The 23,364-nt window shown below is 64.2% G+C and carries 23 protein-coding genes; 8 read left to right on the top strand and 15 right to left on the bottom strand.

Annotation, left to right across the window (positions count from 1 at the left end; genetic code table 11):
- Window positions 1-98: 98 nt before the first annotated feature.
- The 9 genes from P6U23_RS13460 to flgB form a co-directional block, all read right to left on the bottom strand.
- The gene (locus tag P6U23_RS13460; protein ID WP_407180226.1) at window positions 99-806 is read right to left on the bottom strand and encodes a glutathione S-transferase; all 708 of its coding nucleotides are present in this window, start codon (window positions 804-806) and stop codon (window positions 99-101) included.
- Window positions 807-966: 160 nt separating this feature from the next.
- Entirely contained in the window at window positions 967-1,908 is a 942-nt protein-coding gene (locus P6U23_RS13455; protein WP_407180225.1) for a Tim44 domain-containing protein, read from the bottom strand.
- A gap of 188 nt (window positions 1,909-2,096) precedes the next feature.
- Window positions 2,097-4,670 (bottom strand): cell cycle histidine kinase CckA, encoded by a 2,574-nt coding sequence (cckA, locus tag P6U23_RS13450; protein ID WP_407180224.1) that lies wholly within the window; start codon window positions 4,668-4,670, stop codon window positions 2,097-2,099.
- A 144-nt stretch (window positions 4,671-4,814) separates the two neighbouring features.
- A complete protein-coding gene (gene flhB, locus P6U23_RS13445) occupies window positions 4,815-5,891 on the bottom strand; it encodes a flagellar biosynthesis protein FlhB (RefSeq protein ID WP_407180223.1) in 1,077 nt (358 codons plus the stop codon).
- A gap of 97 nt (window positions 5,892-5,988) precedes the next feature.
- A complete protein-coding gene (gene fliR / locus P6U23_RS13440; protein ID WP_407180222.1) occupies window positions 5,989-6,759 on the bottom strand; it encodes a flagellar biosynthetic protein FliR in 771 nt (256 codons plus the stop codon).
- A 17-nt stretch (window positions 6,760-6,776) separates the two neighbouring features.
- Window positions 6,777-7,040, bottom strand: coding sequence for a flagellar biosynthesis protein FliQ (gene fliQ, locus P6U23_RS13435; protein ID WP_024512742.1), 264 nt, complete (start codon window positions 7,038-7,040; stop codon window positions 6,777-6,779).
- A 124-nt stretch (window positions 7,041-7,164) separates the two neighbouring features.
- A complete protein-coding gene (fliE, locus tag P6U23_RS13430; protein WP_407180221.1) occupies window positions 7,165-7,521 on the bottom strand; it encodes a flagellar hook-basal body complex protein FliE in 357 nt (118 codons plus the stop codon).
- A gap of 17 nt (window positions 7,522-7,538) precedes the next feature.
- On the bottom strand, window positions 7,539-7,964 hold the full coding sequence (gene flgC / locus P6U23_RS13425) for a flagellar basal body rod protein FlgC (protein WP_407180220.1): 426 nt from the start codon (window positions 7,962-7,964) through the stop codon (window positions 7,539-7,541).
- A 38-nt stretch (window positions 7,965-8,002) separates the two neighbouring features.
- Window positions 8,003-8,410 (bottom strand): flagellar basal body rod protein FlgB, encoded by a 408-nt coding sequence (gene flgB / locus P6U23_RS13420; protein ID WP_407180219.1) that lies wholly within the window; start codon window positions 8,408-8,410, stop codon window positions 8,003-8,005.
- 358 nt (window positions 8,411-8,768) lie between these two features.
- Here flgB and P6U23_RS13415 point away from each other — a divergent pair, with 358 nt between their 5' ends.
- Complete coding sequence (locus P6U23_RS13415; RefSeq protein ID WP_407180218.1) at window positions 8,769-9,764, top strand: flagellar biosynthetic protein FliO; 996 nt, start codon at window positions 8,769-8,771, stop codon at window positions 9,762-9,764.
- Window positions 9,761-10,516, top strand: coding sequence for a flagellar type III secretion system pore protein FliP (fliP, locus tag P6U23_RS13410; protein ID WP_407180217.1), 756 nt, complete (start codon window positions 9,761-9,763; stop codon window positions 10,514-10,516). Before P6U23_RS13415 ends, fliP begins: the two co-directional genes overlap by 4 nt.
- 154 nt (window positions 10,517-10,670) lie before the next feature.
- Here the strand turns inward: fliP and P6U23_RS13405 are convergent, their stop codons facing one another.
- The 6 genes from P6U23_RS13405 to fliL all read right to left on the bottom strand — a co-directional run bounded on the left by P6U23_RS13405 (window position 10,671) and on the right by fliL (window position 17,956).
- A complete protein-coding gene (locus tag P6U23_RS13405; RefSeq protein WP_407180216.1) occupies window positions 10,671-10,907 on the bottom strand; it encodes a hypothetical protein in 237 nt (78 codons plus the stop codon).
- 74 nt (window positions 10,908-10,981) lie between these two features.
- Entirely contained in the window at window positions 10,982-14,779 is a 3,798-nt protein-coding gene (locus tag P6U23_RS13400) for a tetratricopeptide repeat protein (RefSeq protein ID WP_407180215.1), read from the bottom strand.
- A 152-nt stretch (window positions 14,780-14,931) separates the two neighbouring features.
- Entirely contained in the window at window positions 14,932-15,711 is a 780-nt protein-coding gene (locus P6U23_RS13395; protein WP_407180214.1) for a MotE family protein, read from the bottom strand.
- Window positions 15,708-16,238: a DUF6468 domain-containing protein gene (locus tag P6U23_RS13390; protein WP_407180213.1), complete on the bottom strand. Its 531-nt coding sequence runs from the start codon at window positions 16,236-16,238 to the stop codon at window positions 15,708-15,710. Before P6U23_RS13390 ends, P6U23_RS13395 begins: the two co-directional genes overlap by 4 nt.
- Window positions 16,238-17,440, bottom strand: coding sequence for a flagellar motor switch protein FliM (gene fliM, locus P6U23_RS13385; protein ID WP_024512732.1), 1,203 nt, complete (start codon window positions 17,438-17,440; stop codon window positions 16,238-16,240). Before fliM ends, P6U23_RS13390 begins: the two co-directional genes overlap by 1 nt.
- A gap of 21 nt (window positions 17,441-17,461) precedes the next feature.
- Complete coding sequence (gene fliL, locus P6U23_RS13380) at window positions 17,462-17,956, bottom strand: flagellar basal body-associated protein FliL (RefSeq protein WP_407180212.1); 495 nt, start codon at window positions 17,954-17,956, stop codon at window positions 17,462-17,464.
- 393 nt (window positions 17,957-18,349) lie between these two features.
- On the opposite strand from fliL, the gene flgF reads away from it, so the two are divergent.
- The 6 genes from flgF (at window position 18,350) to P6U23_RS13350 (ending at window position 23,045) form a co-directional block, all read left to right on the top strand.
- On the top strand, window positions 18,350-19,117 hold the full coding sequence (flgF, locus tag P6U23_RS13375; RefSeq protein WP_407180211.1) for a flagellar basal-body rod protein FlgF: 768 nt from the start codon (window positions 18,350-18,352) through the stop codon (window positions 19,115-19,117).
- A gap of 27 nt (window positions 19,118-19,144) precedes the next feature.
- A complete protein-coding gene (flgG, locus tag P6U23_RS13370) occupies window positions 19,145-19,933 on the top strand; it encodes a flagellar basal-body rod protein FlgG (RefSeq protein WP_024512729.1) in 789 nt (262 codons plus the stop codon).
- A gap of 14 nt (window positions 19,934-19,947) precedes the next feature.
- A complete protein-coding gene (flgA, locus tag P6U23_RS13365) occupies window positions 19,948-21,024 on the top strand; it encodes a flagellar basal body P-ring formation chaperone FlgA (protein WP_407180210.1) in 1,077 nt (358 codons plus the stop codon).
- Between the two features lie 5 nt (window positions 21,025-21,029).
- Window positions 21,030-21,809, top strand: a complete 780-nt coding sequence (gene flgH / locus P6U23_RS13360; RefSeq protein ID WP_407180209.1) for a flagellar basal body L-ring protein FlgH — start codon at window positions 21,030-21,032, stop codon at window positions 21,807-21,809.
- 382 nt (window positions 21,810-22,191) lie between these two features.
- Window positions 22,192-22,638, top strand: a complete 447-nt coding sequence (locus P6U23_RS13355; RefSeq protein ID WP_407180208.1) for a hypothetical protein — start codon at window positions 22,192-22,194, stop codon at window positions 22,636-22,638.
- Window positions 22,581-23,045, top strand: coding sequence for an SIR2 family protein (locus P6U23_RS13350; RefSeq protein WP_407180207.1), 465 nt, complete (start codon window positions 22,581-22,583; stop codon window positions 23,043-23,045). Before P6U23_RS13355 ends, P6U23_RS13350 begins: the two co-directional genes overlap by 58 nt.
- The last annotated feature ends 319 nt before the right edge of the window (window positions 23,046-23,364 follow it).

Here is a 23,364-nt window from a genome sequence, read left to right as displayed (position 1 = left end):
TCGGTTTGCCAGCGCCGCTTCAGCCGCTCTGATCGCGCGGTCGTCGATTTTCTTGCTGTTATGCGGATGCATGTGCCTCCTCGCGCCGGCGGCAATCTTCAGCCGTCCAGCTCCTTGTAATACCGGAAGATGCCGCTCTCGTTGAAGGGAATGCGGCGGTCGCTTGCGAGATACGCCTTGATGTTCGGCCGCGCGGCGACGCGGTCGCGTAGCGCGACGAGGCCGGGAATGTCATCCTCGAACGCCTTCATGCGTTTGGGGAAAGCATAGCGCAGCCCCTCGACGATCTGGAACAGCGAGAGATCCACGTAGGTGATCCTGCGCCCGGTCACATAGCTGCCGCCATTCGCCTCGAGCAGACTTTCGAAATAGCCGAGATATTTCGGCACCCGCTCCTTCCAGAACTCCTCGGTGCGCTTTTTCGCCGGGGCGCGCTGCTCTTCATAATAGAGCGAGGGTCCGAGCGGATGATGGGTATCGTGAATCTCCAGCACGAAATCGGCAATGGTGAGCTGAAGCTGGTGCACCCATAGTTTTCCGCCTTCCGTCTTCGGCGCCAGGGAATGGCGCGCACCGAGATAGAGCAGGATGTTGGCGGTCTGCCCGATCACGAGCTTGCCAGCCTTGAGAAACGGCGGGGCGAAGGGCGGCGTGCCGCGCGTCTCGTCCATCAGCTTCATCATGGCGCTCGTGCCGTTTCCCTCGCGCGCGGCGTCGACGTAGTCGGCACCGGCATCTTCCAGCGCAAGGCGGACATATTCGCCGCGCCCCTGAATCTCCGGCCAGTAATAGAGTTCGTAACGCATGGATGTTCCTTCGCGAGAGCCAAGGCTGACAACGCTGAGCGGGCGCACGGGTTCGCCTTTGGGAAGGAATAGCACGGGTGCAAAGGGCCGCGCCGCGCAAAAAACGAAAGGCGCCGCGGCGTTGGCCGCAGCGCCTTCTGTTACTTGGTCACGGAAGGGATCAGTTCGTCTGCTGGATCGCCGAGAGCATCCAGTCGCCACCGCGGGGGCGGACGAAGGTCCACACTTCAACCGCCTCCTGCGGCTGCTCGCCGCCGCCCACCAGCCGGCCGGTTGCACGGTCGAGCATGCGGTCGATCATGGAAAAGCGCAGCGCCACGGTTGCATAATCGGTGTCGCCCTCACGCCAGGCTTCGGCAAGGTCGCCCTGCAGCAGTTTCGTGCCGGAGACCTTGTTGATCTGGTTGCGGGCGCGGTTCTCCTGCAGATCGTTCTCGAAGAACGAGACCATCTCGGGTGTCGCGAGCCGGCGCAGCCGGCCGATATCCTCGTCCGACCATGCGGACTGGGTTTCGTTGAGCAGCCGCTCGAACGCCTCATAGTCGGCGGGCCCGATCTGCAGCGGGGTGCTGGACGATCCCAAGCCGAAGCCCATGGCGTTGCGCATGTTCGGCGATGCGCCCAGGCCCGCGCCGGCATAGGCCGGCTGCGCCGTGCTGCGGCGCTGCCACCAGTTCATCGCCCATCGCGCCAGGAAGAAGATCAGCGCGAGCTGCAGCAAAAGCCCCAGGATCGACGAGAAGCCGCCGATGCCCGAAAACAGCCCGCCGCCAAACAACAGGCCAAGCAGCCCGGCGCCGAGGAAGCCGGCCGCCAGGCCGCCCAACAGGCCACCCGGCCGGTTGAAGAAGCCGCCGCCCATGCCCGGCCTGAACGAGGGGCTGGAAGGCTGGCTGAAGCTGCGGTTGAACGGCTGCGCCGTGCCGGGCGCCGTCGACGTGCTCGGCGGCAACGAGAAGCTGCGCGAGCCGCGCGAACCCGACGAGAAACCGCCGCCGATGCGGGCGTCGGCCGGCCCCACGGCCGACAGGGTCGGAACCGCGAGCGCCAGGAGCACGGCGATCGCCTGGACGGCGCGGCGCGTGGATTTCGTGAAATTCATGTTGTCTCTCAAGCCCCTGAAGGGGGAAGCGCCATTAAAATGGGCAGACTCCCCCGAAAGTGAAAGCGGGTATTGGGGTTCACGGCTGCGGCCCTGCGTCGCGGGGATGGTCTCTTTTTACCGTCATTAACCGGCTCGTTCGTCGTCCCGGCGAAAGCCGGGACGACGGCGGCATTTCAAATGCACCCTCACTGCGGCGCCATCGTCTCCTTCACGGCGGCGACGAGCTGGCTCAGCGTGAACGGTTTGGGCAGGAAGGCGAATTGCTGGTTCTCCGGCAGGCTCTTCTCAAAGGCGTCCTCGGCATAGCCGGAGACGAAGATGATCTTCACGTTCGGATTGCGCTCGCGCATCGCCTTCAGAAGGGTCGGCCCATCCATTTCCGGCATCACCACGTCGGAGACCACGAGATCGACGTCACCGTTCTTCTCGTCGAGCGCCTCCATAGCCTCGATGCCATTCGACGCCTCGATTACACTGTAACCGCGCGAGCGCAGGCCCCGGGCGTTGAGCGAGCGCAGCCCCTCCTCGTCCTCGACCAAGAGGATCGTGCCCTGGCCGGTGAGATCGGTGCGCGGCTTGGGCGCTCCGCCCTGCTCCCTGACGGCGCCGTTGCCGGACGAGGCCTCCGCATGCGGCTCGGCCTGCGCCTCCTGCTCGGCCTGATGGCGCGGCAGGAAGATGTGGAAGATCGTCCCCTTGCCCTCCTCCGAGTCGACATAGACGAAGCCGCCGGTCTGCTTGATGATGCCGTAGACGGTCGAGAGCCCGAGCCCGGTGCCCTTGCCGACCTCCTTGGTGGTGAAGAACGGCTCGAAGATCTTCTCGCGGATGTCGGCGGGAATGCCGGTGCCGGTGTCCGAAATGTCGATCCGCACATAATCGGCCGCCGGCATGCCCTTGTGGGCAAGTTGCGCCGCTTCCTCGGCGGTCACATTCGCGGTCTTGATCGTCAGCCGGCCGCCGTCAGGCATGGCATCGCGCGCATTGACCGCGAGATTGACGATCACCTGCTCGAACTGCGAGACGTCCGCCTTCACCGGCCAGAGATCGCGGCCGTGCACGAGATCGAGCTTCACCTTCTCGCCGATCAGCCGCTGCAAAAGGATGCGCAGATCCGATAGCGCATCGCCGAGATCGAGCACCTGCGGCCGCAAGGTCTGGCGGCGCGAGAACGCCAGGAGCTGCCGCACCAATGTGGCGGCGCGCGTCGCGTTCTGCTTGATCTGCATGATGTCCTGGAACGACGGATCGGTCGGCTTGTGCGCGTTGAGCAGGAAATCATTCGCCATCATGATGGCGGAGAGCACGTTGTTGAAGTCGTGCGCGATGCCGCCCGCGAGCTGGCCGACCATGTCCATCTTCTGCGACTGGTTGATCTGGTTCTCCAGCGCCCGCCGCTCGGTGGTCTCCAGCATATAGACGATCGCGGCTTCGGTGTCGCGCTCGCCCTCTTCCACCGTGGTGACGAAGAACTGGCCCCAGCGCTCCTTGCCGCCCTCCAGCATGACGTCCACCGGCGCGATGTCGCCCTGCCCTTCGGCGGCCTGGTTAATCGCCGCGATGAGAAGCTGGCGATCGCGCGAATTGACCGCGCGGAAGATCGGCTTGCCGACGACGCCGTCGAGGTTCAGGCTCTGCGCGAGCTTGTGCAGGCGCGCATTGGCCCGCACCACGGCGCCACCCCGATCGACGGTGGCGATCGCCATCGGCGTGTGATCGAAGAAGCGCATGAAGCGCACCTCGGCGGCGCGCTCGGGATCGCCGCGCTCGTCCCGCGCGCGGCTGATCACCAGGGTGCGCGACGGACCCGGCACGCCGTCGGCGCCGAAGGCGAGCTTGTGATAGATGCGCACCGGCAAGGTCTTGCCCGTGCGCATCTTCAGATCGATGTCGAACACCTCTGTCTTCACTTCGCCGGGCACGGCCACGATCGAGGTCAGGAGCGAGGCGCCGTCGCCGGAGACGATGTCGGTGAGTACGAGGCCGCCGGAGCCGATCTCGGCGAGGTCGTAGTCCAGCCAGTTCGCCAGCGTCGCGTTGACATAGGCGAGCTCGCCATAGGCGTTGACCGAGAAGAAGCCGCAAGGGGCGTGGTCGAGATATTCGATCGCGTGCCGCAGCTCCTGGAACACGTCTTCCTGGCGCTCGCGGTCGCGCGTGATGTCGGCGACCGACCATACCGCATATTTGGCGTCCCGCTTGCCCGAACCCAGCGGGCGGACGCGCATGCGCAGCCAGCGGCCATGCCCGCCATCGGGACTGGCGACCCTGACCTCCTCCTGCTGCCGCTTGCCCTCGCGCGCCGCTTTGAGGAGGCGAAACACCGCTTCCGAGACGTCGGGATCGCCGATGAACACCCGCTCCACCGGGCGCACGTCCTGCGCGCTGGTGGCGCCGGTCAGCGCCAGATAGGCGGCATTGAAGTAGACCACATGGCCGCGCGAGTCCGTGACCGCGAGGCCATCGAAGGCATGATCGGCGATCCGGCTCATCACGGGATCGTCGGCGGAGCGGTCGGCGAAGCGGATGATGCCGGCGGCAAAGGCGAACAGGTTGAACAGGCCGAGCATGGCGAGCAGCGCCAGCAGCCCGAGAATATAGGGCTGCGCCTGGGCCTTCCCGATGGTCATCAGGGCGACTGCGACCGCCACCAAGGCGCCGGCAACCAGGAGCACCAGCACGATGCTGCCGCTGCGCCGCGGCGGCTCGGGCAGGCTCGCCGGCTCCCGGGACGCATCTCTATCGAATTCGGCGGTCATGGCTTGCAACGATGCGCCCTAAAGCAATCACGAAGACGCGCACGCCGCGCGCCGATTCCTGGAGTGCCTGAATCGGGCCTGCACGCGCAAGCCCGTCAAGCCATTATCAGCGGTTTTTCCGGCTTTTTCCGCGTAGCCGCCGTCTCATACCCGCCGGCCGGACAGGGTCCGCCGCAGCCCCATGACGTAGCCGATGATCTCGGCAACGGCGTGGTAATGTTCCACCGGGATCTCCGCGTCCACCTCGACGGTCGCATACAGCGCGCGGGCCAGCGGCACGTTCTCGATGATCGGGATGTCGTGAGCCCTTGCGATCTCCCTGATCTTGAAAGCGAGGTGATCGACGCCCTTGGCGACGCAGACCGGCGCCGACATGCCGCGGTTGTACTGCAGCGCCACCGAATAGTGGGTCGGGTTGGTGATGATCACGGAGGCCTTGGGCACCGCCGCCATCATGCGCTTCTTCATGCGCGCGACGCGGAGCTGCTTGATGCGCCCCTTCACATGCGGATCGCCTTCGGACTGCTTGAACTCCTCCTTCATTTCCTGCCGCGACATTTTCAGCCGCTCGAACCACTGGCGGTATTGGAACAGGTAATCGCCGATCGCGACCAGGGCGAGGAACGCCACCACCGCGCCCATCAGATGCAGCGTCAGCGACCGCGTCATGCCGAGCAGGACCGCCGGGTCCAGCCGGACGAAGGACTCCAGCCGCAGCCGCTCCGGCCACAGGATCATGATCATGACGGTGCCGAGCGCGATCAGCTTGAACAGGCCCTTGCCGAAATTGACCGCCGCCTGCTTGCCGAAGATGCGTTTGAGCCCGGACGCCGGCGAGATCTTGGACAGCTTCGGCTTCAGCGGCTCGCCGGAAAACACCAACTGATGCTGCACCATGTTGCCGGCGATCGCGGCGAGCGCCAGCAACAGCAGCGGAACGCCGATCGCGGCGATGACGGCAAATTCCAGGCTTTTGGCCAGCGCGAGCAGGCCGGGGCCGTCGGTGCGGATCTCCCAGGATTTGGCGAGCAGGTTGCGCAGCGGCATCATGATGCTGTCGCCGATCCAGCCCGAGAAATTCGACATCACGAGCGTCGCGCCGGCGATCACGAACCAGGTGTTGAGCTCCTGGCTCTTGACGACATCCCCACGCTCCACCGCCTCGTTGAGACGCTTTTGCGTGGGGTCTTCTGTTTTGTCCGTGTCGTCTTCCTCGGCCATCTAGTGCCCTCGTTGCGAAGCTCGCAATCCCCCGTAGCGCCCCCTAAGCGAACTTCGCAAAGAGGGCACCAGCAGACCCTTTCATTCCAGTGCGCACTCACCTCAGCGGCATCATCCCGTGCATGACGCCGCTGAAATAATCGAGAAACGTCCCCATCATCGCGGCGAGCACCAGCGCAAAGATCAGAAAGCCCGCGAGAATCGACAGCGGCACGCCAACGAAATAGACCTGCATCTGCGGCATCAGCCGCGCCAGCACCCCAAGCCCGATATTGAAGACGAGGCCGAACACGAGAAACGGCGCCGAGAGCTGCAGGCCGAGCTTGAACGCGGCAGCAAAGGCGCGCGTGGCGAGCGAGGCGACGTCGCCGCTCGGCACGAGTTCCCCCGGCGCGAAGATCGAATAACTGTCGTTGAGCGCGGCAATGACCAGGTGATGGGTGTCGGTGGCAAACAACAGCGTCACCCCGAGCATGGTGAGAAAATTGCCGATCAGAAGTCCCTGCTCGCCTTGCGTCGGATCGACCGAGGAAACGAAGCCGAGCCCCATCTGCTGGGCGATCACGGAGCCCGCGACCTGCAGCGCCGCCAGCGTCACGCGCGCGGTCGCCCCCAGCACGATCCCGATCACGATCTCATGCAGCATCAGCACCAGCAGCGCCGCCACCGACTGCAGGTCGATGTGGTAGGAGTGCTGGTGCAGCGGCAGGAGAATCAAAGTCAGCAACAGCGCGATCGACAGTTTGACGCGCATCGGGATGTTGGATTCGCCGAGCGCGGGCAGCAGCATCACCATCGCGCCCACGCGGGCGAAGACCAGCATGAAGGCGGCGGCGAGTGCCGGCAGCCAGGAGATGTCGATGCGCATGGTTCACGCATTCTGCATCAGCCGCCGATGATTCGCGACGAGATCCGCATCATGTGGCTGTGCAAGTGATCGGCCATGAAGGGAAGCGCGAGCAGCAGCGTGGCGAAGATCGCCAGGATCTTCGGCACGAACACCAGTGTCTGTTCCTGGATCTGCGTGAGCGCCTGAAACAACGAGACGATCACGCCGATCACCAGTCCGACCAGCATCAGCGGCGCCGATACGATCACGATGGTCCAGATGGCGTCGCGCGCCACGTCGAGAGTTTCAGCACCGGTCATTTGATTGCGCTCCGCCCGATTCCTCTCCGCCGCATCTTTCGTCATTGCGAGGAGCGAAGCGACGAAGCAATCCAGCGTCTCTCCGCGGCCCTGGATTGCTTCGCTTCGCTCGCAATGACGAGCATCAGATCGTCATCTTCATGATGTCTTCATAGGCCTGGATGACCTTGTCGCGCACCGACACCAGGGTCGACACGGCGACGTCGGTCTCGGCGACCGCGGTGACGACGTCCATCACATTGGCCTTGCCGTTGGCCATCGCCACCGTCTGCGCGTCGGACTTGCGGCCGCTCTCCATGACGCTGCCGATCGCGTCCTTGAGCACCGCGCTGAAGGAAGGGCCGCCGTCGGCGGACTTGCTCGCCCCGCCGGCATCGAGAATGCGGGCATTGGCGTAGGCATTTCCCTTGCTGGACCCGCCGGTATCGAGCACGCGGGCTAGGTTCGCATACGCATTCGCAGCAACAGTTGGTGACGCCATTGTCTCGTTCCTTCTTATTAAGCCTTCAGGATGTCGAGCGTGCGCTGGATCATCCGACGTGTGGCGGTGATGACGTTCAGGTTCGCTTCATATGACCGCTGCGCATCGCGCAGATCGGTCATTTCGATCAGCGGATTGACGTTGGGATATTTGACATTGCCGGAGGCATCCGCCGCCGGATTACTCGGCTCATACTTGACGCGAAACGCGGACTGGTCCGGCATGATCTGACCAAGGGCCACCACGTGGGCATCGAGCGTGCGGTCAAGCGCGGAGGAGAAGGTCGGCACCTTGCGGCGATAGGGATCGCCGCCGGCCGTGGGCGCGGTCGAATCGGCGTTGGCGATGTTTTCCGAAATCACGCGCATGCGCCCGGACTGCGCCCGCAGCCCCGACGTGGCAATGCCCATCGAGCGGGTGAAGTCGCTTCCGTTGTCGGCCATGATCGCCTTCCTTCTTGTGCGCCGTTAGCTCTTGCCGATTAGCTCTTGCCGATCGCGATCTTCAGGAGCTGCAGGCTCTTGCTGTAGAGCTGGGTGACGGCCGCGTAGTCCATCTGATTGGAGGAAACTTTCATCATCTCCTCCTCGAGGCTCACCGAGTTGCCGGCGGGCCGGGTCTCAAAACCGGCCTTGCGGTTCTGGTCGAAGCTCGTCGTCCCGCCATCGGCGGGAGCGATATGGCTGGTGCTGGTCAGCGTCAGCGGAAGCTGGCCCATGGAGCCCACGGTCGAGCCGGCCTCGTCGAATTTGGGTTCGATCAGGTCACGCGGCTTGAAGGCCGGCGTATCGGAATTGGCGACGTTCTCCGAAAGGATCCGCTGCCGCTCCTGATGCCATTGCATCTTGGTGCGCAGCACCGACAGGGTCGGAAGATCGCTGATGGACATCGTGCCGCTCCGCTTCGCCTGCGGGGTCGTCCAGCAGGTGGGAAGAATTTGCCGCGCGCATGGTTAACGGCTGGTTAAAATGCGCGGGCCGCCTGGGCAGAAAGTTCCCAGTCCGGGTCTTGGGGCCGACGAATTCGGGTGCATTTTGCTCCACTGTGCTGCATTAAGCGCACCGGCACGCTCCAATCCACATCCCAAGAAGTCGTTTGGTCCAACCGATTCATGGGATATTAAGGCTTTTGGGGCGGCAGCTTTTGCCGTAAGGGATTAACGGGTTCGATCTCAGGCGTCGTTCGCCGCTTTGACCGCGTTGCGTACGAAGAGCTTGATGAAAGCGCGATCTGCCGGGGACTGAGTAATGCAGGCACTCACCTTTTTCTTCGCATTCGTGGCGGTTCTGGTCCTGATCGGCCTCGCCGCTTGGCTGGTGCGTCGATTCGCGAGCAATCGTCTGGGTGCCAATCCGAATCGCGGCCGCATGCCGCGGCTGGCCGTGATCGACGCCGCCGCCGTGGATGGGCGCCGGCGCCTGGTGCTGGTCCGGCGCGACAACATCGAGCATCTCCTGATGATCGGCGGCCCGAGCGATATCGTCGTGGAGTCCAACATCGTGCGCGCAAGCCCGGCGCGTGATCAGTTGCCGCAGCGGCCGGGCATGATCGCCCCCGAACCGCCGCGAATCGCGCCGCTGCCGGATGCCGCCTGGAATGAAGGCGAGCCCGCGCGCGCCGAAGGCTTTGAGCCTGCGGAGCCGCAGATGCCGGAACCGCCGCGCCCGGTGCGCCCCTCCTTCGCCGAGGAACTGCGCCGTCCCGCGCCGATGGCGCCCGAGCGCCGCGCCGAACCGCTGACCGGATTCGCCCCCGAGCAGCCTCTGGGCGGACGGGCCGAGGTGCGGCCGGAGCTGCGGCCTGAGCCGCCGCGCGCCGAACCGAGGGCTGAGCCGCGAGCTGAGCCGGTGATCCCGCGCATGGCCTCGCGCAGCGAACCGTTGATGCCGCGCCCGGCCCGCCAGGCCGAACCGCCAAAAATGCCGCCGGTTCGCGCGCCCGAGCGCGCCGCACCGCCGCCTCCGCCACCACCCCCGCCGCCGGCCCCACCGCCCCCGCAGAATGCCGACCAGAACCTCGCCGAAATGGCACAGCGCCTGGAGGCGGCCCTGCGTCGGCCTGCGAGCAGCGCACCTGCCGCCGACACCGCGCCTCCCGTGGCGCCCGAGCCGGCGCCGCGCGGCGCCCCGCGCAACGGCGAGCCACCGGCCCCGCCGGCGCCTGCCCCCTCGCCCAAGACCAGTTTTGAAAACCTCGAAGACGAGATGGCCTCATTGCTGGGCCGTCCGAAGTCGTCTTCGTGAGGTTCCCGAGCTTCCCGCGTAGAGTTTTATTCCTTGCTGTCCTGATCACCGCCGGTTCGCTGGCCACGGCTGCGTTTGCCCAGGACGTCAGCATCAATCTTGGCCCGGGCAATGGCGGCGTCACCGAGCGCGCCATCCAGTTGATCGCGCTGTTGACGGTGCTCTCGATCGCGCCGTCGATCCTGATCATGATGACGTCGTTCACCCGTATCGTGGTGGTGCTGTCACTGCTGCGCACCGCGATGGGGACGGCAACCGCGCCACCAAACTCCGTCATCATTGCGCTGGCGATGTTCCTCACCGCCTTCGTGATGGGACCGGTGCTGCAAAAATCCTATGACGACGGCATCCGCCCCTTGGTCGCCAACGAGATCACGGTGGAAGAGGCCTTGCAGCGCGCCTCTGTGCCGCTGCGCGCCTTCATGCAGAAGAACGTGCGCGAAAAGGATCTGCGCCTGTTCATGGATCTCTCCGGCGAGCCGGCGCCGCCAACGCCCGAAGAGATGTCGCTGCGCATCCTGGTGCCGGCCTTCATGATCTCCGAGCTGAAACGCGCCTTCGAGATCGGCTTCCTGCTGTTCCTGCCCTTCCTGATCATCGACCTCGTCGTGGCCTCGGTGCTGATGTCGATGGGCATGATGATGCTCCCGCCGGCGGTAGTGTCGCTCCCCTTCAAGCTGATCTTCTTCGTGCTGGTCGACGGCTGGTCGCTCGTTGCGGGAAGCCTGGTGCAGAGCTACGGGGGCGGGTAGGCCCGGCTGTTCCCCCGTCATTGCGAGGAGCGAAGCGACGAAGCAATCCAGCCTGTATCCGCGGAGACAGTCTGGATTGCTTCGCGGAGCCTGTCATCGGGCGCGCGTTTGCGCGACCCGTTGGCTCGCAATGACGAGGAGGTCACAGAACGTCCTATTCCTGCAGATCATACTGCTTGCTCAAATGGTCCCCGATCTGCACCAGCATGGCGACGCATTCGGGATAGCCGGGCTTTGCCGCGGTGGCCTCATCGGCTGAGGCACGAAACTCCCAGGTATCGTCGCTTTTGATGACGGCAATCGTCATCCCATCAGGGCAATCGGCGTGAACCTTCAATTCCGCCCTGGCCATCGCGACAAGTTCGGCCTCGGTCTTGACTGGCTTGCTCATAATAGTGGCTTCCTTCCCGGCATTGTCGGAAGGCAACTTGCCGCCTTCATGCGCGGCTGTCGATAGGATGCTGCCTACCTTGACGCGTCCGCCCGCTTTATGCCGACGATCTGCGGCAGCGAACCGGTTGGCGCGGGATCGGCCTTCTGGCTCTGCGGCGTCCAGGCGGTGGCGTCGGGGAAGCGATTCTTCATTTCGCGCAGGAAGCCGTCGAGTGTATCGACGCTCGCCGCCATCTTGGCGATCTCGGTGAATTCACCGCTGTTGGAGGCGGCCGGCCTGCTGGCGATGTCGAACGCGACCTTGTCCGCCTCGCCGCTCATCAGCGGCACGTATTTCTCACGAAAGCGTGCCAGCCCGATCGCATCCTCAGCCAGCGCGTAGCCGACGACGGCGCGGATCACGTCCGCCTTCTCCGCCGGGTTCAGCGGCTTGAAGTCGCGCCAGCGGTCGCCATAGTAAAGCTCGATCTGCTCGGAGGCCTCGCGCCAGCGCCGTGCCGCCCAATAGATGTCGGAGCGCAGGCGGATCGCCTCGCGCCCGCTGATATTGGAGATGATGTCGAGCGCGAGGTCGTGGCGACCGATGTCGCTCTGCGCCCGCGCCTCCAGCAGCAGCCGCTGGGCGCGCAGCTCGCCGTTGAGATCGGCGATACGGGTCGAGTTGAGCGCGGTGAGCGCCCTGTCCGGCTTGCGATTGGTGAGATAGACCATGGCGAGCTTGGCCGCGACCTGTGCGCGCGCCGCGCCTTCGAGGCGCTTGTCGATCTGGTATTGCAGGAGTTCCGCGGCCTGATCCAGGAGGTCGACCGCGACCAGCCGGTCGGAGAGACGGCGGATCATTTCGTCACCGCGGCGGCCGATCGGCGTCAACTCGCGAAACTCGTAGAACAGGCTGAGCGCGTCGATCGGGGGCATCTCGTCACCTTTGGCGGTGAGGAAGATGTCCGAGAACAGCGCCTGCGCCGCATCCTGCGCCTGGCGTGACGCCTCGGAGTTCGGGTCAAGCCTGGTCGCCATGCGGGCCGCACCAAGCGAGTCGCTGTAGCGCGCCGCATCGCCATAGAGTTTCGCGAGCTTCGCCAGCGTTTGCACCTCGATCGAGTCGCCGCGCCAGGTCACCGAAAGCGTTTCCAACTGCTTGAGGACATCGGCTTGGTTGATCTCGTCGCGCTTCTGCAATAGCGCGACCTGCCGCAGCATCGCTTCGGCGGCCGCGGCGCGGTCGGATGAGGCGATTGCAAAACCGTAATCGTCGAGCGCATCCCTCTCCTGCCCGAGCGCTTCTGCAAGCCGCCCATACAGCACCATGGCCATCGGCTTGATCTCGGGCGGCACGCCGACGACCTCGAGCTCGGCCCGGCGCTTTGCGGCGCCGGCAAAGTCGCGCACTTCGAGGCAAGCGCGCATCGCATCCATGGTGACGAGACGTTGCAGCTCGACGGGCAGCGCAGCGATCGCGAATTCGACGTTCTTCAATTTCTCGCGCGCATCGGCCCATTTGCCCTGCTTGGCGTAGGCGAGGCCCTTCCAGAGTTGCGAGTCGTAATTGTTGCCGACCACTGGGTTGGCGAGATCCTTCAGCGCCGTGTTCGGCCGATTGATCAGGATCGAAGCGATCGCATGCACCATTCGCACGACGGATTCGTCCATCCTCGGCGTGGGGTCGGCGAGCGCGAAGGCGGCCTCGCCCGCGGCCTCAGCATAGAGGCCGCGCGCCATGTAAAAGCGCGCAAGATCGAGCCTCGCCTGCGCGCGCTGTTCCGGCTCGGCGGTGCCCGCTGCCGCAATAAGCGCATCCTGGCGCGGCAGGAAATCTCCGGCCTGGTTCTTGTGCCATTCGCTGATATCGAAGATCGGCCGCACTGCGGTCGCCGCGCGCTCGGCCGACACGTCAACCGAGGAGATGGTGAGCCCACCGGGCTTGCCGACGATAACCTTGTCCGGCGCAACCTCGACGACGACGCTGTCCGAGTTCGGACGCACAACGACGCCCTGCGCGGTATCGAGCAGCATCAGGTCGACAAAGTCCTGACGTTTGATCAGCCCGCGGGTCGGCGCGAGCCCGGTCACCACAAGAAGCGTGTCGCCCGCATCGGGATCGGTGATCCGGTGCATTTCGCCGGGATTGGCGAAGGGCACGGCGATATTGGCGTGCGCGGGATCGGTGATGTTGCGCACCACCATCAGCGGCTGCGGCGGCGCCAGCACCTTGTCGGCAAAGGTGAGCGTCCATTTGCTGCCGCTGGCGTAATCATCCGTGCTCAGCGTGTGCATCTGCGGACGGTTGAGGCGGATGCGGATCGCCTGCCCCTTGTCCAGCGCCATGCGGCTGACGTCACCGACAATGGCCCCGCCCTTCGCGCGGATCGGCTCGACGTCGATCGGTTGCCTGGAGTCGAACACCAGCCAGACCGTATCGCCGCGCCGGAACGACGCGGCCGGGGTGGCCTTGGCGAAACTGAAGGTCAGGCGTAGCCCGTCGCTGTCGCGGATGGCGTCCAGCTTCGCAGGAACCGCATTGTCCGGCGGTGGCGCTGCGGGCGTGGCTTTCGGCGCGACGTCAGCGGCTGCAGGCTTGATGATGGCCGCCGGCGGGCTCGGAGCGTTCGCCGTCTCGGTCATGGTCCTGGCAGCCGGCGCGGGCTCGATCGGTTTCTCGGCCGCGGTCGCCGCAGCCGGCGCTGCTTCCGGCTTGCTCTCGGGCGTGGCCTGCGGCTTCGCAACCGATTCGCCCTTGCCCTCGATCTTTCCCAGCGCGCCCGCCTGCTCGCTCTTCGGCTCTGTCCTGATCTCGGCCTTGACGTCCGGTTTGGGAGCGACGGTCTCGCTTTTCGTATCAACACTTGCCGGTGCGGCGACCGGCTCGGCCTTTGCAGGCGCAGCCTCGCCGGCCTGTGGCTTTGCCGGAGTTTCTGCCGCGGTCGGCCGAGCCGCGGCCGGCACCTGCCAATCCGGCGGCGCGCGCACGCCCGTGACCGACAGTTGCGCCTTCGGCTTATCCGCCTGCTGGAAGGCGACGTCGACGTTGTAGTTCTTGTCCTCGCGGAAAGAGTGGACGTCGACATCGCCGATCAGTGCGATCTCGATCTGGGTTGAATCACCCTCGGTGCGCTGCGTAATGGAGGCGATGTTCGGCGGGGCGGCCAGCTTGGCGTCGGCGAGATCGAAACTGAGCAAGGATGAGAACGAGAGCGTCAGCTTCTGGTCGTTCAGCACTGACGAGGCGCCGACCCCGTCCGGCATCTCGAAGACGAAACGGACGAAGGTCGGCTGCATCAGGGCGCGGACGCGGATCGGTGGACGCTTCTTGGTTTCAGCCGCGGTACGCTGCATGCGGAGCGCTCGTTCGGCGACGCGCGCGCGCTCGGCAAGCTCTTTCACCACCTCGAGCGGAAGGCTCGGCGGCGGACCGTTCCAACCGTCGGGCAGGAAATCGACGAACACCCGCTCGCCGGCCGTCATGGTGTTGAGCGTAACCTTGCGGGACAGCGACAAGCGGATCGCGGTGCCGTCAGGGTCGCGCCGCGCCATCGAAACATAGTCGGGCACTGCTTCGGCGATCTTCTCGACGGGGATGTCGACCGGGCGCTCGAACCTGATGACGACGATGTTGCCGGCCGTCGTCACCTCAGTGCCGACATCCTCGGCGAACTTGAATACCAGGCGCGCATAGCCGTCCGCGGCAGCGAACGTCGCCTCGCCTCTGACCGGATCGGATTGCGCGGCAGCGGGGGACGTCAGATTAAGCAGCAGCATGCCGGCGCAGAGGACGGCAACACCGAGGCCAACATCAATGCCAAGCCAGCGCAACGCGCTCCGCGCGCCGGCGCGGATGAGCAACCAGAATCCAGCGACAGCCGTTCGCGCCATTCCCACTTGTCTCTCAGTTCAAGGGATCCGCTTTGGAGAAAGCGGATCCGCCCTCGCCGCTCGGCCTCTTGACTCTAGAGCCTCGCAACTAAGGACTTGTTAAACATGCCAGGACAACACGCGAGCAAACATATCGCGAGACCTATGCTGGCTCAGTTGGCCTGTTGCGGCAGCACCTTGCCTTCGATCTTGGGAAGATCGGCCGCGGCGGCTGCCTTGGTGCCGCTGGCGCGGCGCGCCAATTCCACCGTGAGCCGCTCGGCCGCCTCGGGCTGCATCAGCCCCATGATGTCCGACATCTTGCGCGGCGCAATTTGTGACGCGATCTCGATCAGAACGGGCATTTCCAGCCGGTCGAACACCTTGGCGGCGTCCTTCGGCTTCATGCTCTCATACATGGTGACGATGCCCTTGAAGCGCGCATTGTCGGATTCGGTCTTCTGCTCGTTCGCCGCGGTAATCCGCGATTCGACCGCCTTCATCTCCTCCACCTTGGATTCGATGCGCTTCTCCGCGGCCTTGAGCAGGTTCTCGCGAATCTCGAGCTCGCGGGCGCGCGTGTCGAGCTCCTGGCGGCGCGCCTGCAGGCGCTCGAGGATGGCGCGCTCCGACGGCGATACGGCCTGCTGGTTCTCCTCGGGATGATAGACGATGCCGTCGGGCTTCGCCGTATCAGGCGCCTCGGGCTTCGGCTCCTCCGACTTCTTCTCCGGCTCTTTCGGCTTCGCCACCGAACCGGTGATGTCGGCGTCCTGCTTGGGACCGCCGGGGAAATTCAGATTGTCCTGCGCCCAGGACGCCTTCTTCGGCTGGGGTTGATAATCGAACACATAGCCGCCGTCGAGCAACAGCCCTGCGATCTTGAGCACCGCAAGGCAGGCAACCGCGACGACAACGACCGGAATGACGCGAATGTTACGGTACGATTTCATGCCGCAAGGCCACCGGCCCTCCTGCGTTCAGTAAAGGCTTGCGCCGCGGCGGCCACCGCCTTGGCATTCGAGATCCGCGCGGGCGCCACCGCGGCGACGGGAGCTACGGGCGCCGCACTCACCGGCGCCGGGGCCGGCGTCGGAGCCGGCGCAGCCGCCGGGGGGGCGAGATCCACGGGCTCGCCTGCCGCTGTCGAGGGCCGCGCCGCAAGCGCGATCTTGGACAGCCGGCGCACCACGTGATCGGCCTCCGCGAGCTGCTTCTTCAGATAATCCGACATCTCATTGGCCGCGCTGAGCTGCACGCCGAGATTTTCGTTGACGTCGCGCACGGTGTGCTTGAGGCCGCCGATCGCGCGCTCGGCGATTTCGGTCGCGGTGACGAGCTCGGCGATGACCGCCTTGAGCGAATGCTCGTCAGCCTTCAGCCGCTGCAGGCGTTTGTTCAGCAGCATGCAGTAGGCAATGGTGATCACCAGCAGCACCGCCACCAGCGTTTCAATCGTCAAACCCAAAACAGGACTCATTATTGGGCCTCCATCATCTTATTCTGCTCGTCGGCCCTCTCGAACATCGCGAGAGTGGTAGAGGGTTTACGCAACGGCCGGGTGACGCGGATGGCGACGCGGTCGCCGACCCGCCCCATCCGCCCCTCGGTCAAGGTGACGCTGCCGCACCGCACGGCCACGGTGGCATCGGCACGCATGTCGAGCGGCAGCGTGTCGCCCACTTTCAGCGCCATCAACTGCTTGAGGGGAATGTCGGCCTCATACAGCACGGCGTCGACGGCGATCTCGGCCTGCCCGATCTCGGTGGCGAAATGCCCTTCCCAGATCGGATCGCGGCCGAATTTTTCGCCCATGAACATCTGCAACAGCACGTTGCGGATGGGCTCGATGGTCGCATAAGGCAATAGCAGCTCGACATTGCCGCCGCGGTCTTCCATGTCGATGCGCAGCCGAACCAGGATCGCCGCGTTGGCGGGACGGCTGATCGCGGCAAAGCGCGGATTGGTCTCGAGGCGATCGATCGAGAAGGTGACCGGCGAGAGCGGCCGGAACGCCTGCTCGGCGTCGGCCAGCACCACCTCGATCAAGCGCTTGACCAGATTGGTCTCGATCGTGGTGTAGGGCCGGCCCTCGATGCGCAGCAGCGAATTGCCGCGCCGGCCGCCCAGCAGCACGTCGATCATGGAATAGATCAGGCTGGAATCGACGGTGGCGAGCCCGAAATTCTCCCACTCCTCCGCCTTGAACACGCAGAGCACGGCGGGCAGCGGGATCGAATTCATGTAGTCGCCGAAGCGCACCGAGGTGATGCGGTCGAGCGAGACTTCGACGTTGTCGGAGGTGAAATTGCGCAAGCTTGTCGTCATCAGCCGCACCAGGCGGTCGAAGACGATTTCGAGCATCGGCAGACGCTCGTAGGAGACCATCGCCGAATCGATGATGGCGCGGATGCCGGAATGGTCATCGAGATTGACCTCCCCGGCGGTGAAGCCGAGGAGGTTGTCGATCTCCTCCTGGGACAGCACGCGCTCGCCGCCGTTCTTGCCGCCGCCGAAGTCGCGGCTGCCGTCCTCGACCATCGCGGCCCATTGCAGCGCCATCGATTCCGTGAGCTCGTTGGCGCTCGCGGCTTCCGCGGCGGCAACGGGATCCTCGGCTCCTAGCGAGGCTTCCCATTCCGCCGCAATTGCATCCTGATCGACCGGATCGTTGCCCGCCATGATCGTCTGATCCGAACTTCTCTATTGAACCACGATTTCCTTGAACAGCACCGCGCTGACCTGGGTCGGCGCGACCGCCAGATTGACCCGCTTGGTCAGCTCTTCCTTGAGCCGGAACAGGCCGGCCGAACCGGTGAGGTCGCTGGCGCGCAGCTCGCGCATATAGGTCTGGAAGATGTCGGTGACGCGCGGCATCGACGGCTTGATCGCCTCGGCCTGCTTGTCCTCCTTCACCTCGAGCACGACTTTCACGCGCAGATACTGCACGCGTTCGCCCGGTGCGGCCGAGAGGTTGACCAGCATGTCCGGCACCTCGATGAAGACAGGCGGCTTTGGCGGCGGCGCTTCCGCGTGCTCCTCCTTCTCGCCGTGATGGCTGAAGAAGAAATAGCCCGCAGCGCCAATGCCGATGACGGCGAGCACGCCGACCACCAGGATGATCAGCTTGAGCTTGTTGCCCCTGGTCGATGCGACGGCGCCTTCACCCGCGCCTTCCGCCTGTTCGTTCTCTGCCATGACCCGCCCAAAGCCCATAGTCTCGACGACGAGCGGAATTGCAGCCAGCAGGCTTGAATGACGCGGAACGAAAAGGCCCCCAGCGCGAACACGCGCTCTCAACGAAATTGACGCTAGGTAAGAATGGTTAATGGTTCCTTTCATTTGGGTGGCGACTAGGAAAAACTTGCCGGGCAAATATGGTCAACAAGACCTTTCTGCCGCGTCGGCAATACCCCTGCCGAACGCCTAACCCTTTAAAGATCCAGCACTTTCCGAATTGGCACGGCATTCGCTCAAGGGATGAGCGAACCCTCCCGGTTTGGGAGAGCCGGACGGGTTCAGCACGGTCCGAAAGAGCGGCTTGGGAGAGCTGTTCTTTAAGGATTGCTTTACGGAAGGGGAGAACCACCGATGGAGAACGCGCTTCTCGTCGGACTTTCGCGGCAGACGACACTCGAGCGCCAGCTCGCGGTGATCGCCAACAACATCGCGAACGTCAACACGTCAGGCTTCAAGGCCGACCAGCCGCTGTTCGAGGAATTTCTCACCTCGGGCGCGCATGAGGACAATTTCGTCGGGAGGGACCGCCGGGTCTCCTATGTGCAGGATCGCGGCACCTACCGCGACATGAGCCAGGGCTCGCTGCAGGAGACGGGCAATCCGCTCGACCTTGCTATCGACGGCAACGGCTTCTTCGTGGTGCAAACCGCGGCCGGCGAGCGCTACACCCGCGACGGCAATTTCCAGGTCAACACCCAGGGCCAGTTGGTGACGGCCTCGGGCGATCTCGTGCTCGGCAACAGCGGTCCGGTCGTGTTCCAGCAGACCGAGCACGACATCAACATTGCCGCCGACGGCACCGTCACGGTGGTCGACGCCAACTCGCCGGCCGATTCGATCCGCTCCAAGCTGCGCATCGTCAATTTCGCCGATCAGCAGCAGAGCCTGACCAAGGACGGCGGCAATCTCTACAGCGCGGCCAACCCGGCCGACGCCCAGCCCGACCTGACCTCGACGATCCGCCAGGGCTACCTCGAGAAATCCAACGTCAACTCGGTCGCCGAGATGACGCGGATGGTCGAGGTGTCCCGCACCTACGCCCAGATCGCCAATCTGCTGCAGCAGCAGAGCGATCTGCACAAGAACGCCATCAACCAGCTCGCCGAAATCCCGAACTGACGCGCGCGAGAGTGAAGGAGAACTAGCATGCAGGCTCTTCATACCGCAGCGACCGGGATGGCAGCTCAGGAGCTGAACGTCCAGGTCATTTCCAACAACATCGCCAACCTGCGCACCACCGGCTTCAAGAAGCAGACGGCGGCGTTCCAGGACCTGATCTATCAGCACATCCGCCGCGTCGGCGCGCAAGCGTCGGACCAGAACACCATCCTGCCGATCGGCATCGACATCGGCGGCGGCGTCAAGACCGTCGGCACGCCGCGCTCGATGACGCAAGGCACGCTGTCGCAGACCGGCAACGATCTCGACCTCGCCATCACCGGCGAAGGCTTCTTCAAGATCCTGATGCCCGACGGCACCTATCAATACACCCGCGACGGCACCTTCCAGATGGACAACCAGGGCCGCATCGTCACCGCCCAGGGCAACCCGGTGCAGCCGACCATCACCATCCCGAACAATGCGAGCGGCATCACCATCAACCAGCAGGGCCAGGTCTCGGTGACGCTGCCCGGCTCGACCACCTCGCAGATCATCGGCCAGATCGGGCTGACGCGCTTCATCAACAAGGCCGGCCTGCAGCCGGTCGGCAATAACCAGTTCATCGAGACGCCCTCCTCCGGTCCGCCCCAGGACGGTCTCGCCGACGCGCAGGGCTACGGCACCATGACGCAAGGCAGCCTCGAGCAGGCCAATGTCGATGTCGTCTCCGAGATGAGCGACCTGATCGCCGCCCAGCGCGCCTACGAGATGAACGCCAAGGTCGTCACCGCCGCCGACCAGATGATGCAATCCACCTCGGCGCTGTTCAGGTAAGGGAGGGCTGAGCCATGAAACTTCGCAACGTCCTCTTCGCAACCGCGCTGTTTGCGGCCACGACGCCCGCGCTCGCGCAGACCATCGACGACACCATCAAGCCGCCGGTGCTGCGCGCCAATGTCAGCGTCGCCGGCGACGTGGTGCGGATTGGCGACCTCGTCGAGAACGCCGGCGTGGCCGCGCAGATCGCGGTCTACCGCGCGCCCGATCTCGGCACCACAGGCACGCTTCCCGTCGCGCAGGTTCTGAACGTGCTGCGCCAGCACCAGGTGATCGGCGTCACGACCAGGGACGTCAAGGATGTCACGGTGACGCGGCTCGCCCGCAACATCGCCGCCAAGGACATCCAGCTCGCGGTGGCGCAGGCGCTGGCGCATCGCGGCGGGCTGGGCGAGGCCGAGAACATCTCGCTCACCTTCGACCGCGACCTGCAGGATCTGCATCTTGAGGCCTCCAACAGCGGCACGCTCGAGCCGACGGCGGCGCGCATCGACCCGCGCAGCGGCCGCTTCGACGTCACCTTCGAGATCGCCAACGATGCCGCGACGGTGGCGACGCAGCTCCGCTACACCGGCATCGCGATCGAGACGGTGGAAGCCGCCGTGCTCGCCCGCAATGTCGAGCGCACCGAGGTGCTCAAGGCCTCCGACGTGATCGTGCAGCGGCGGCCGAAGGCCGAGGTCGGCACCGATCCTGCCGTGCGCGATCAGGTGCTCGGCATGCAGATGCGCCGCGCGATGCGCGCCGGCCAGTCGCTGCGCGTCACCGATCTCGCCAAGCCCGACCTCGTGCAGCGCGACCAGGCGGTGACGGTGATCTATCAGACCGCGGGGATTTACCTGACGACGCGCGGCAAGGCGCTGGACTCCGGCACCGAGGGCGATCTCGTCAACGTGCTCAACCCGCAGTCCAAGCGAACGGTGACCGGCGTCGTCACCGGCAGAGGCCAGGTGACCGTCCAGGTCGCGACCCCGACGCCAGTCTACGTCTCCGACACGTCGGCGATCTCCTCCAACGATACGCAACCCGCCCCCGTTTCCGTCGCCGACGGCAGCTCCAACCCGCAAGCCCCCGTCAAGCCAGAGTAAAGTTCATGTCGAAGTCCAGTCCCTTGCCGCATGTGGCCGCAGCCGGCCGCTCCCGTCTGCTTCGTACCGTGGCGCTACTCTCCATCCTCTCGGCCGTGACAGGGTGTTCGGCAGTCGATCGCCTGTCGCAGATCGGCGAGACGCCGAAGCTCAACGCGATCGAGAACCCGACGGCGCAGCCGGGCTACAAGCCGGTGTCGATGCCGATGCCAAAGCCCGAGACGGTGTCGTACAATCCGAACTCGCTCTGGCGCAACGGCTCGCGCTCCTTCTTCAAGGACCAGCGCGCGCACCAGATCGGCGACCTGCTGACGGTGACCGTCAACATCACCGACCAGGCGAACTTCGCCAACGAGACCGTGCGCAACCGCACCGGCAAAGAGGACTCTGGCATCACCGACTTCATCGGCGCGCAGACGATCACGCAGGCGCACAAGATCCTGCCCGGCCGCATCCTGACCACGGACTCGACCTCGCAATATGACGGCAAGGGCACGATCCAGCGCCAAGAGAGCTTGCAGACCAACGTCGCCGCCGTCGTCACCCAGGTGCTGCCGAACGGCAACCTCGTGGTCGAAGGCAAGCAGGAGATCCGCGTCAATTACGAGATGCGCGAACTGATCGTCGCCGGCATCGTGCGGCCCGAGGACATCCAGAGCGACAACACCATCGACTCCTCAAAGATCGCCCAGGCCCGCATCTCCTACGGCGGCCGCGGCCAGATCTCCGACTTCCAGCAACCCCGCTACGGTCAACAGGTCATGGACGTGCTGCTGCCGTTCTAACCTTCAGATTTTCCCTCCCCCTCTTGTCCACCGAAGCTTTAGCGAAGGCGGATGCGGGGGAGGGTTAGGGAGGGGGCTAGACCCGGGAGAGAGACTTAGTTTTCCGGAGCAAGAGCAACGCGACCACCCCACCCTTCACCGAGCTCCCACATCGCTAGTCGCGAACCTAGGCGCGAAAAGCGGTGTTCTACGCGGCCTCCGGTAGCTCCCCTGCCGGAGGCCGTTGTCGTATTTGGGAGCGAGCCTCGTCGCTGTCAAATCGGTAAGCGGCAAGGCTAAATCGCTACGGGTATGAGCCATTTTCCACAACTTTGTGCGCCAGCAGGTCGCGAACATCACAACTTATGGTACCTTTGATTGGAGTGGTTTGCGCGAAACTGACATGCCTACTGCGACTTACAGTGAGTTGGAATTCGTTCGCTACGCGGCGCCTCTGCTCCCTCACATGATGTGGTTTCTCGGCGCAGGAGCATCACGCACTGCTGGGATGCCGACAGCGACAGATATTATTTGGGACCTGAAACGACGCTATTACTGTCTCCGCGAAAACCAAGATGTGCGCGCATACAACATCAACAACAATGCGGTTCGCGAGAAGCTTCAGAATTATATGGACAGCAAAGGCTTCCCTTCCGCCGGAACGCCGGACGAATATTCATTCTATTTTTCTCTTAGTTTTGCCGACAATCTAGCCGAGCAGCAACGATATCTCTCGGAAGTACTTAGCCCAGACAAAATCTCGCTTAATATGGACACCGCACACTGGCGGGGATGCTTAGCGCTGGACTTTGTCGTGTCATCTTCAGCTCAAACTTCGATGAAGTCATAGAAAGAGCGTTCTCGTTCGTGACAGGCAAATCGCTTGCAGCTTTCCATTTAGAAGGCTCTTACGCAGTACTCGATGCTCTGAACGGCGAGCGTTATCCGATCTACGCAAAGGTCCACGGTGACTTTAGATTTCGTAGCATAAAAAATCTGCCTCTTGACCTCACCGCTAACGATAGAGAGATACAAAAGAGCTTTCTTGCTGCAAGTACCCGCTTCGGGATGATTGTCTCGGGCTACAGCGGTCGCGACCAAAATGTCATGAGTATGTTTCGTTCGGCCGTATGTCAGGCGAACGCCTTTCCACACGGCTCTTTTGGGTCACCCCTCGAGCAGGCGCAAAGACCGGAGGTGGTATGTCGTCATCGATCATCGCGAAAGTCGAAACGCTCTGCTCACCCCGATGCGTGAGGCCTTGGGAAGCCGAAACACGCCGCTGAACGGCCCCGTCCCAAAGCTTGCTGAGACGTTTTGGGCCGAGTGTGTGTCGCTGAGGCTAGAAGTGCGCAATGGCTTAGGTTGGCCAATGATGCGGCCCGACATTTGGATCACCCCACTTGCGACCCGCGAATTGGCGACAGAGTTCCTTAGAGCCAAAAAGCTCCGCCGCTGGAATTCCATTGCCTACCGTCTTCTAGATGCGTGGATCACTCTACTTGTTGGGCCCGTGGGCACTGGCCGCAATGCCCAAGTATCATGTTTTCAGAACACAAAGTATCCAGTCTCGTTC

It is taken from the genome of Bradyrhizobium sp. STM 3562 (assembly GCF_045571435.1).
Taxonomy (GTDB): domain Bacteria; phylum Pseudomonadota; class Alphaproteobacteria; order Rhizobiales; family Xanthobacteraceae; genus Bradyrhizobium.
The sequence above is the reverse complement of the archived record's forward strand: the minus strand, read 5'-3'. Positions and strand labels throughout refer to the sequence as shown.

Bases quoted from the DNA above. Each gene is read 5' to 3' on its own strand.
- P6U23_RS13460 (WP_407180226.1), bottom strand. From the start codon at position 806: ATGCGTTACGAACTCTATTACTGGCCGGAGATTCAGGGGCGCGGCGAA.
- P6U23_RS13455 (WP_407180225.1), bottom strand. From the start codon at position 1,908: ATGAATTTCACGAAATCCACGCGCCGCGCCGTCCAGGCGATCGCCGTG.
- cckA (WP_407180224.1), bottom strand. From the start codon at position 4,670: ATGACCGCCGAATTCGATAGAGATGCGTCCCGGGAGCCGGCGAGCCTG.
- flhB (WP_407180223.1), bottom strand. From the start codon at position 5,891: ATGGCCGAGGAAGACGACACGGACAAAACAGAAGACCCCACGCAAAAG.
- fliR (WP_407180222.1), bottom strand. From the start codon at position 6,759: ATGCGCATCGACATCTCCTGGCTGCCGGCACTCGCCGCCGCCTTCATG.
- fliQ (WP_024512742.1), bottom strand. From the start codon at position 7,040: ATGACCGGTGCTGAAACTCTCGACGTGGCGCGCGACGCCATCTGGACC.
- fliE (WP_407180221.1), bottom strand. From the start codon at position 7,521: ATGGCGTCACCAACTGTTGCTGCGAATGCGTATGCGAACCTAGCCCGC.
- flgC (WP_407180220.1), bottom strand. From the start codon at position 7,964: ATGGCCGACAACGGAAGCGACTTCACCCGCTCGATGGGCATTGCCACG.
- flgB (WP_407180219.1), bottom strand. From the start codon at position 8,410: ATGTCCATCAGCGATCTTCCGACCCTGTCGGTGCTGCGCACCAAGATG.
- P6U23_RS13415 (WP_407180218.1), top strand. From the start codon at position 8,769: ATGCAGGCACTCACCTTTTTCTTCGCATTCGTGGCGGTTCTGGTCCTG.
- P6U23_RS13405 (WP_407180216.1), bottom strand. From the start codon at position 10,907: ATGAGCAAGCCAGTCAAGACCGAGGCCGAACTTGTCGCGATGGCCAGG.
- P6U23_RS13400 (WP_407180215.1), bottom strand. From the start codon at position 14,779: ATGGCGCGAACGGCTGTCGCTGGATTCTGGTTGCTCATCCGCGCCGGC.
- P6U23_RS13395 (WP_407180214.1), bottom strand. From the start codon at position 15,711: ATGAAATCGTACCGTAACATTCGCGTCATTCCGGTCGTTGTCGTCGCG.
- P6U23_RS13390 (WP_407180213.1), bottom strand. From the start codon at position 16,238: ATGAGTCCTGTTTTGGGTTTGACGATTGAAACGCTGGTGGCGGTGCTG.
- fliM (WP_024512732.1), bottom strand. From the start codon at position 17,440: ATGGCGGGCAACGATCCGGTCGATCAGGATGCAATTGCGGCGGAATGG.
- fliL (WP_407180212.1), bottom strand. From the start codon at position 17,956: ATGGCAGAGAACGAACAGGCGGAAGGCGCGGGTGAAGGCGCCGTCGCA.
- flgF (WP_407180211.1), top strand. From the start codon at position 18,350: ATGGAGAACGCGCTTCTCGTCGGACTTTCGCGGCAGACGACACTCGAG.
- flgG (WP_024512729.1), top strand. From the start codon at position 19,145: ATGCAGGCTCTTCATACCGCAGCGACCGGGATGGCAGCTCAGGAGCTG.
- flgA (WP_407180210.1), top strand. From the start codon at position 19,948: ATGAAACTTCGCAACGTCCTCTTCGCAACCGCGCTGTTTGCGGCCACG.
- flgH (WP_407180209.1), top strand. From the start codon at position 21,030: ATGTCGAAGTCCAGTCCCTTGCCGCATGTGGCCGCAGCCGGCCGCTCC.
- P6U23_RS13355 (WP_407180208.1), top strand. From the start codon at position 22,192: ATGCCTACTGCGACTTACAGTGAGTTGGAATTCGTTCGCTACGCGGCG.
- P6U23_RS13350 (WP_407180207.1), top strand. From the start codon at position 22,581: ATGCTTAGCGCTGGACTTTGTCGTGTCATCTTCAGCTCAAACTTCGAT.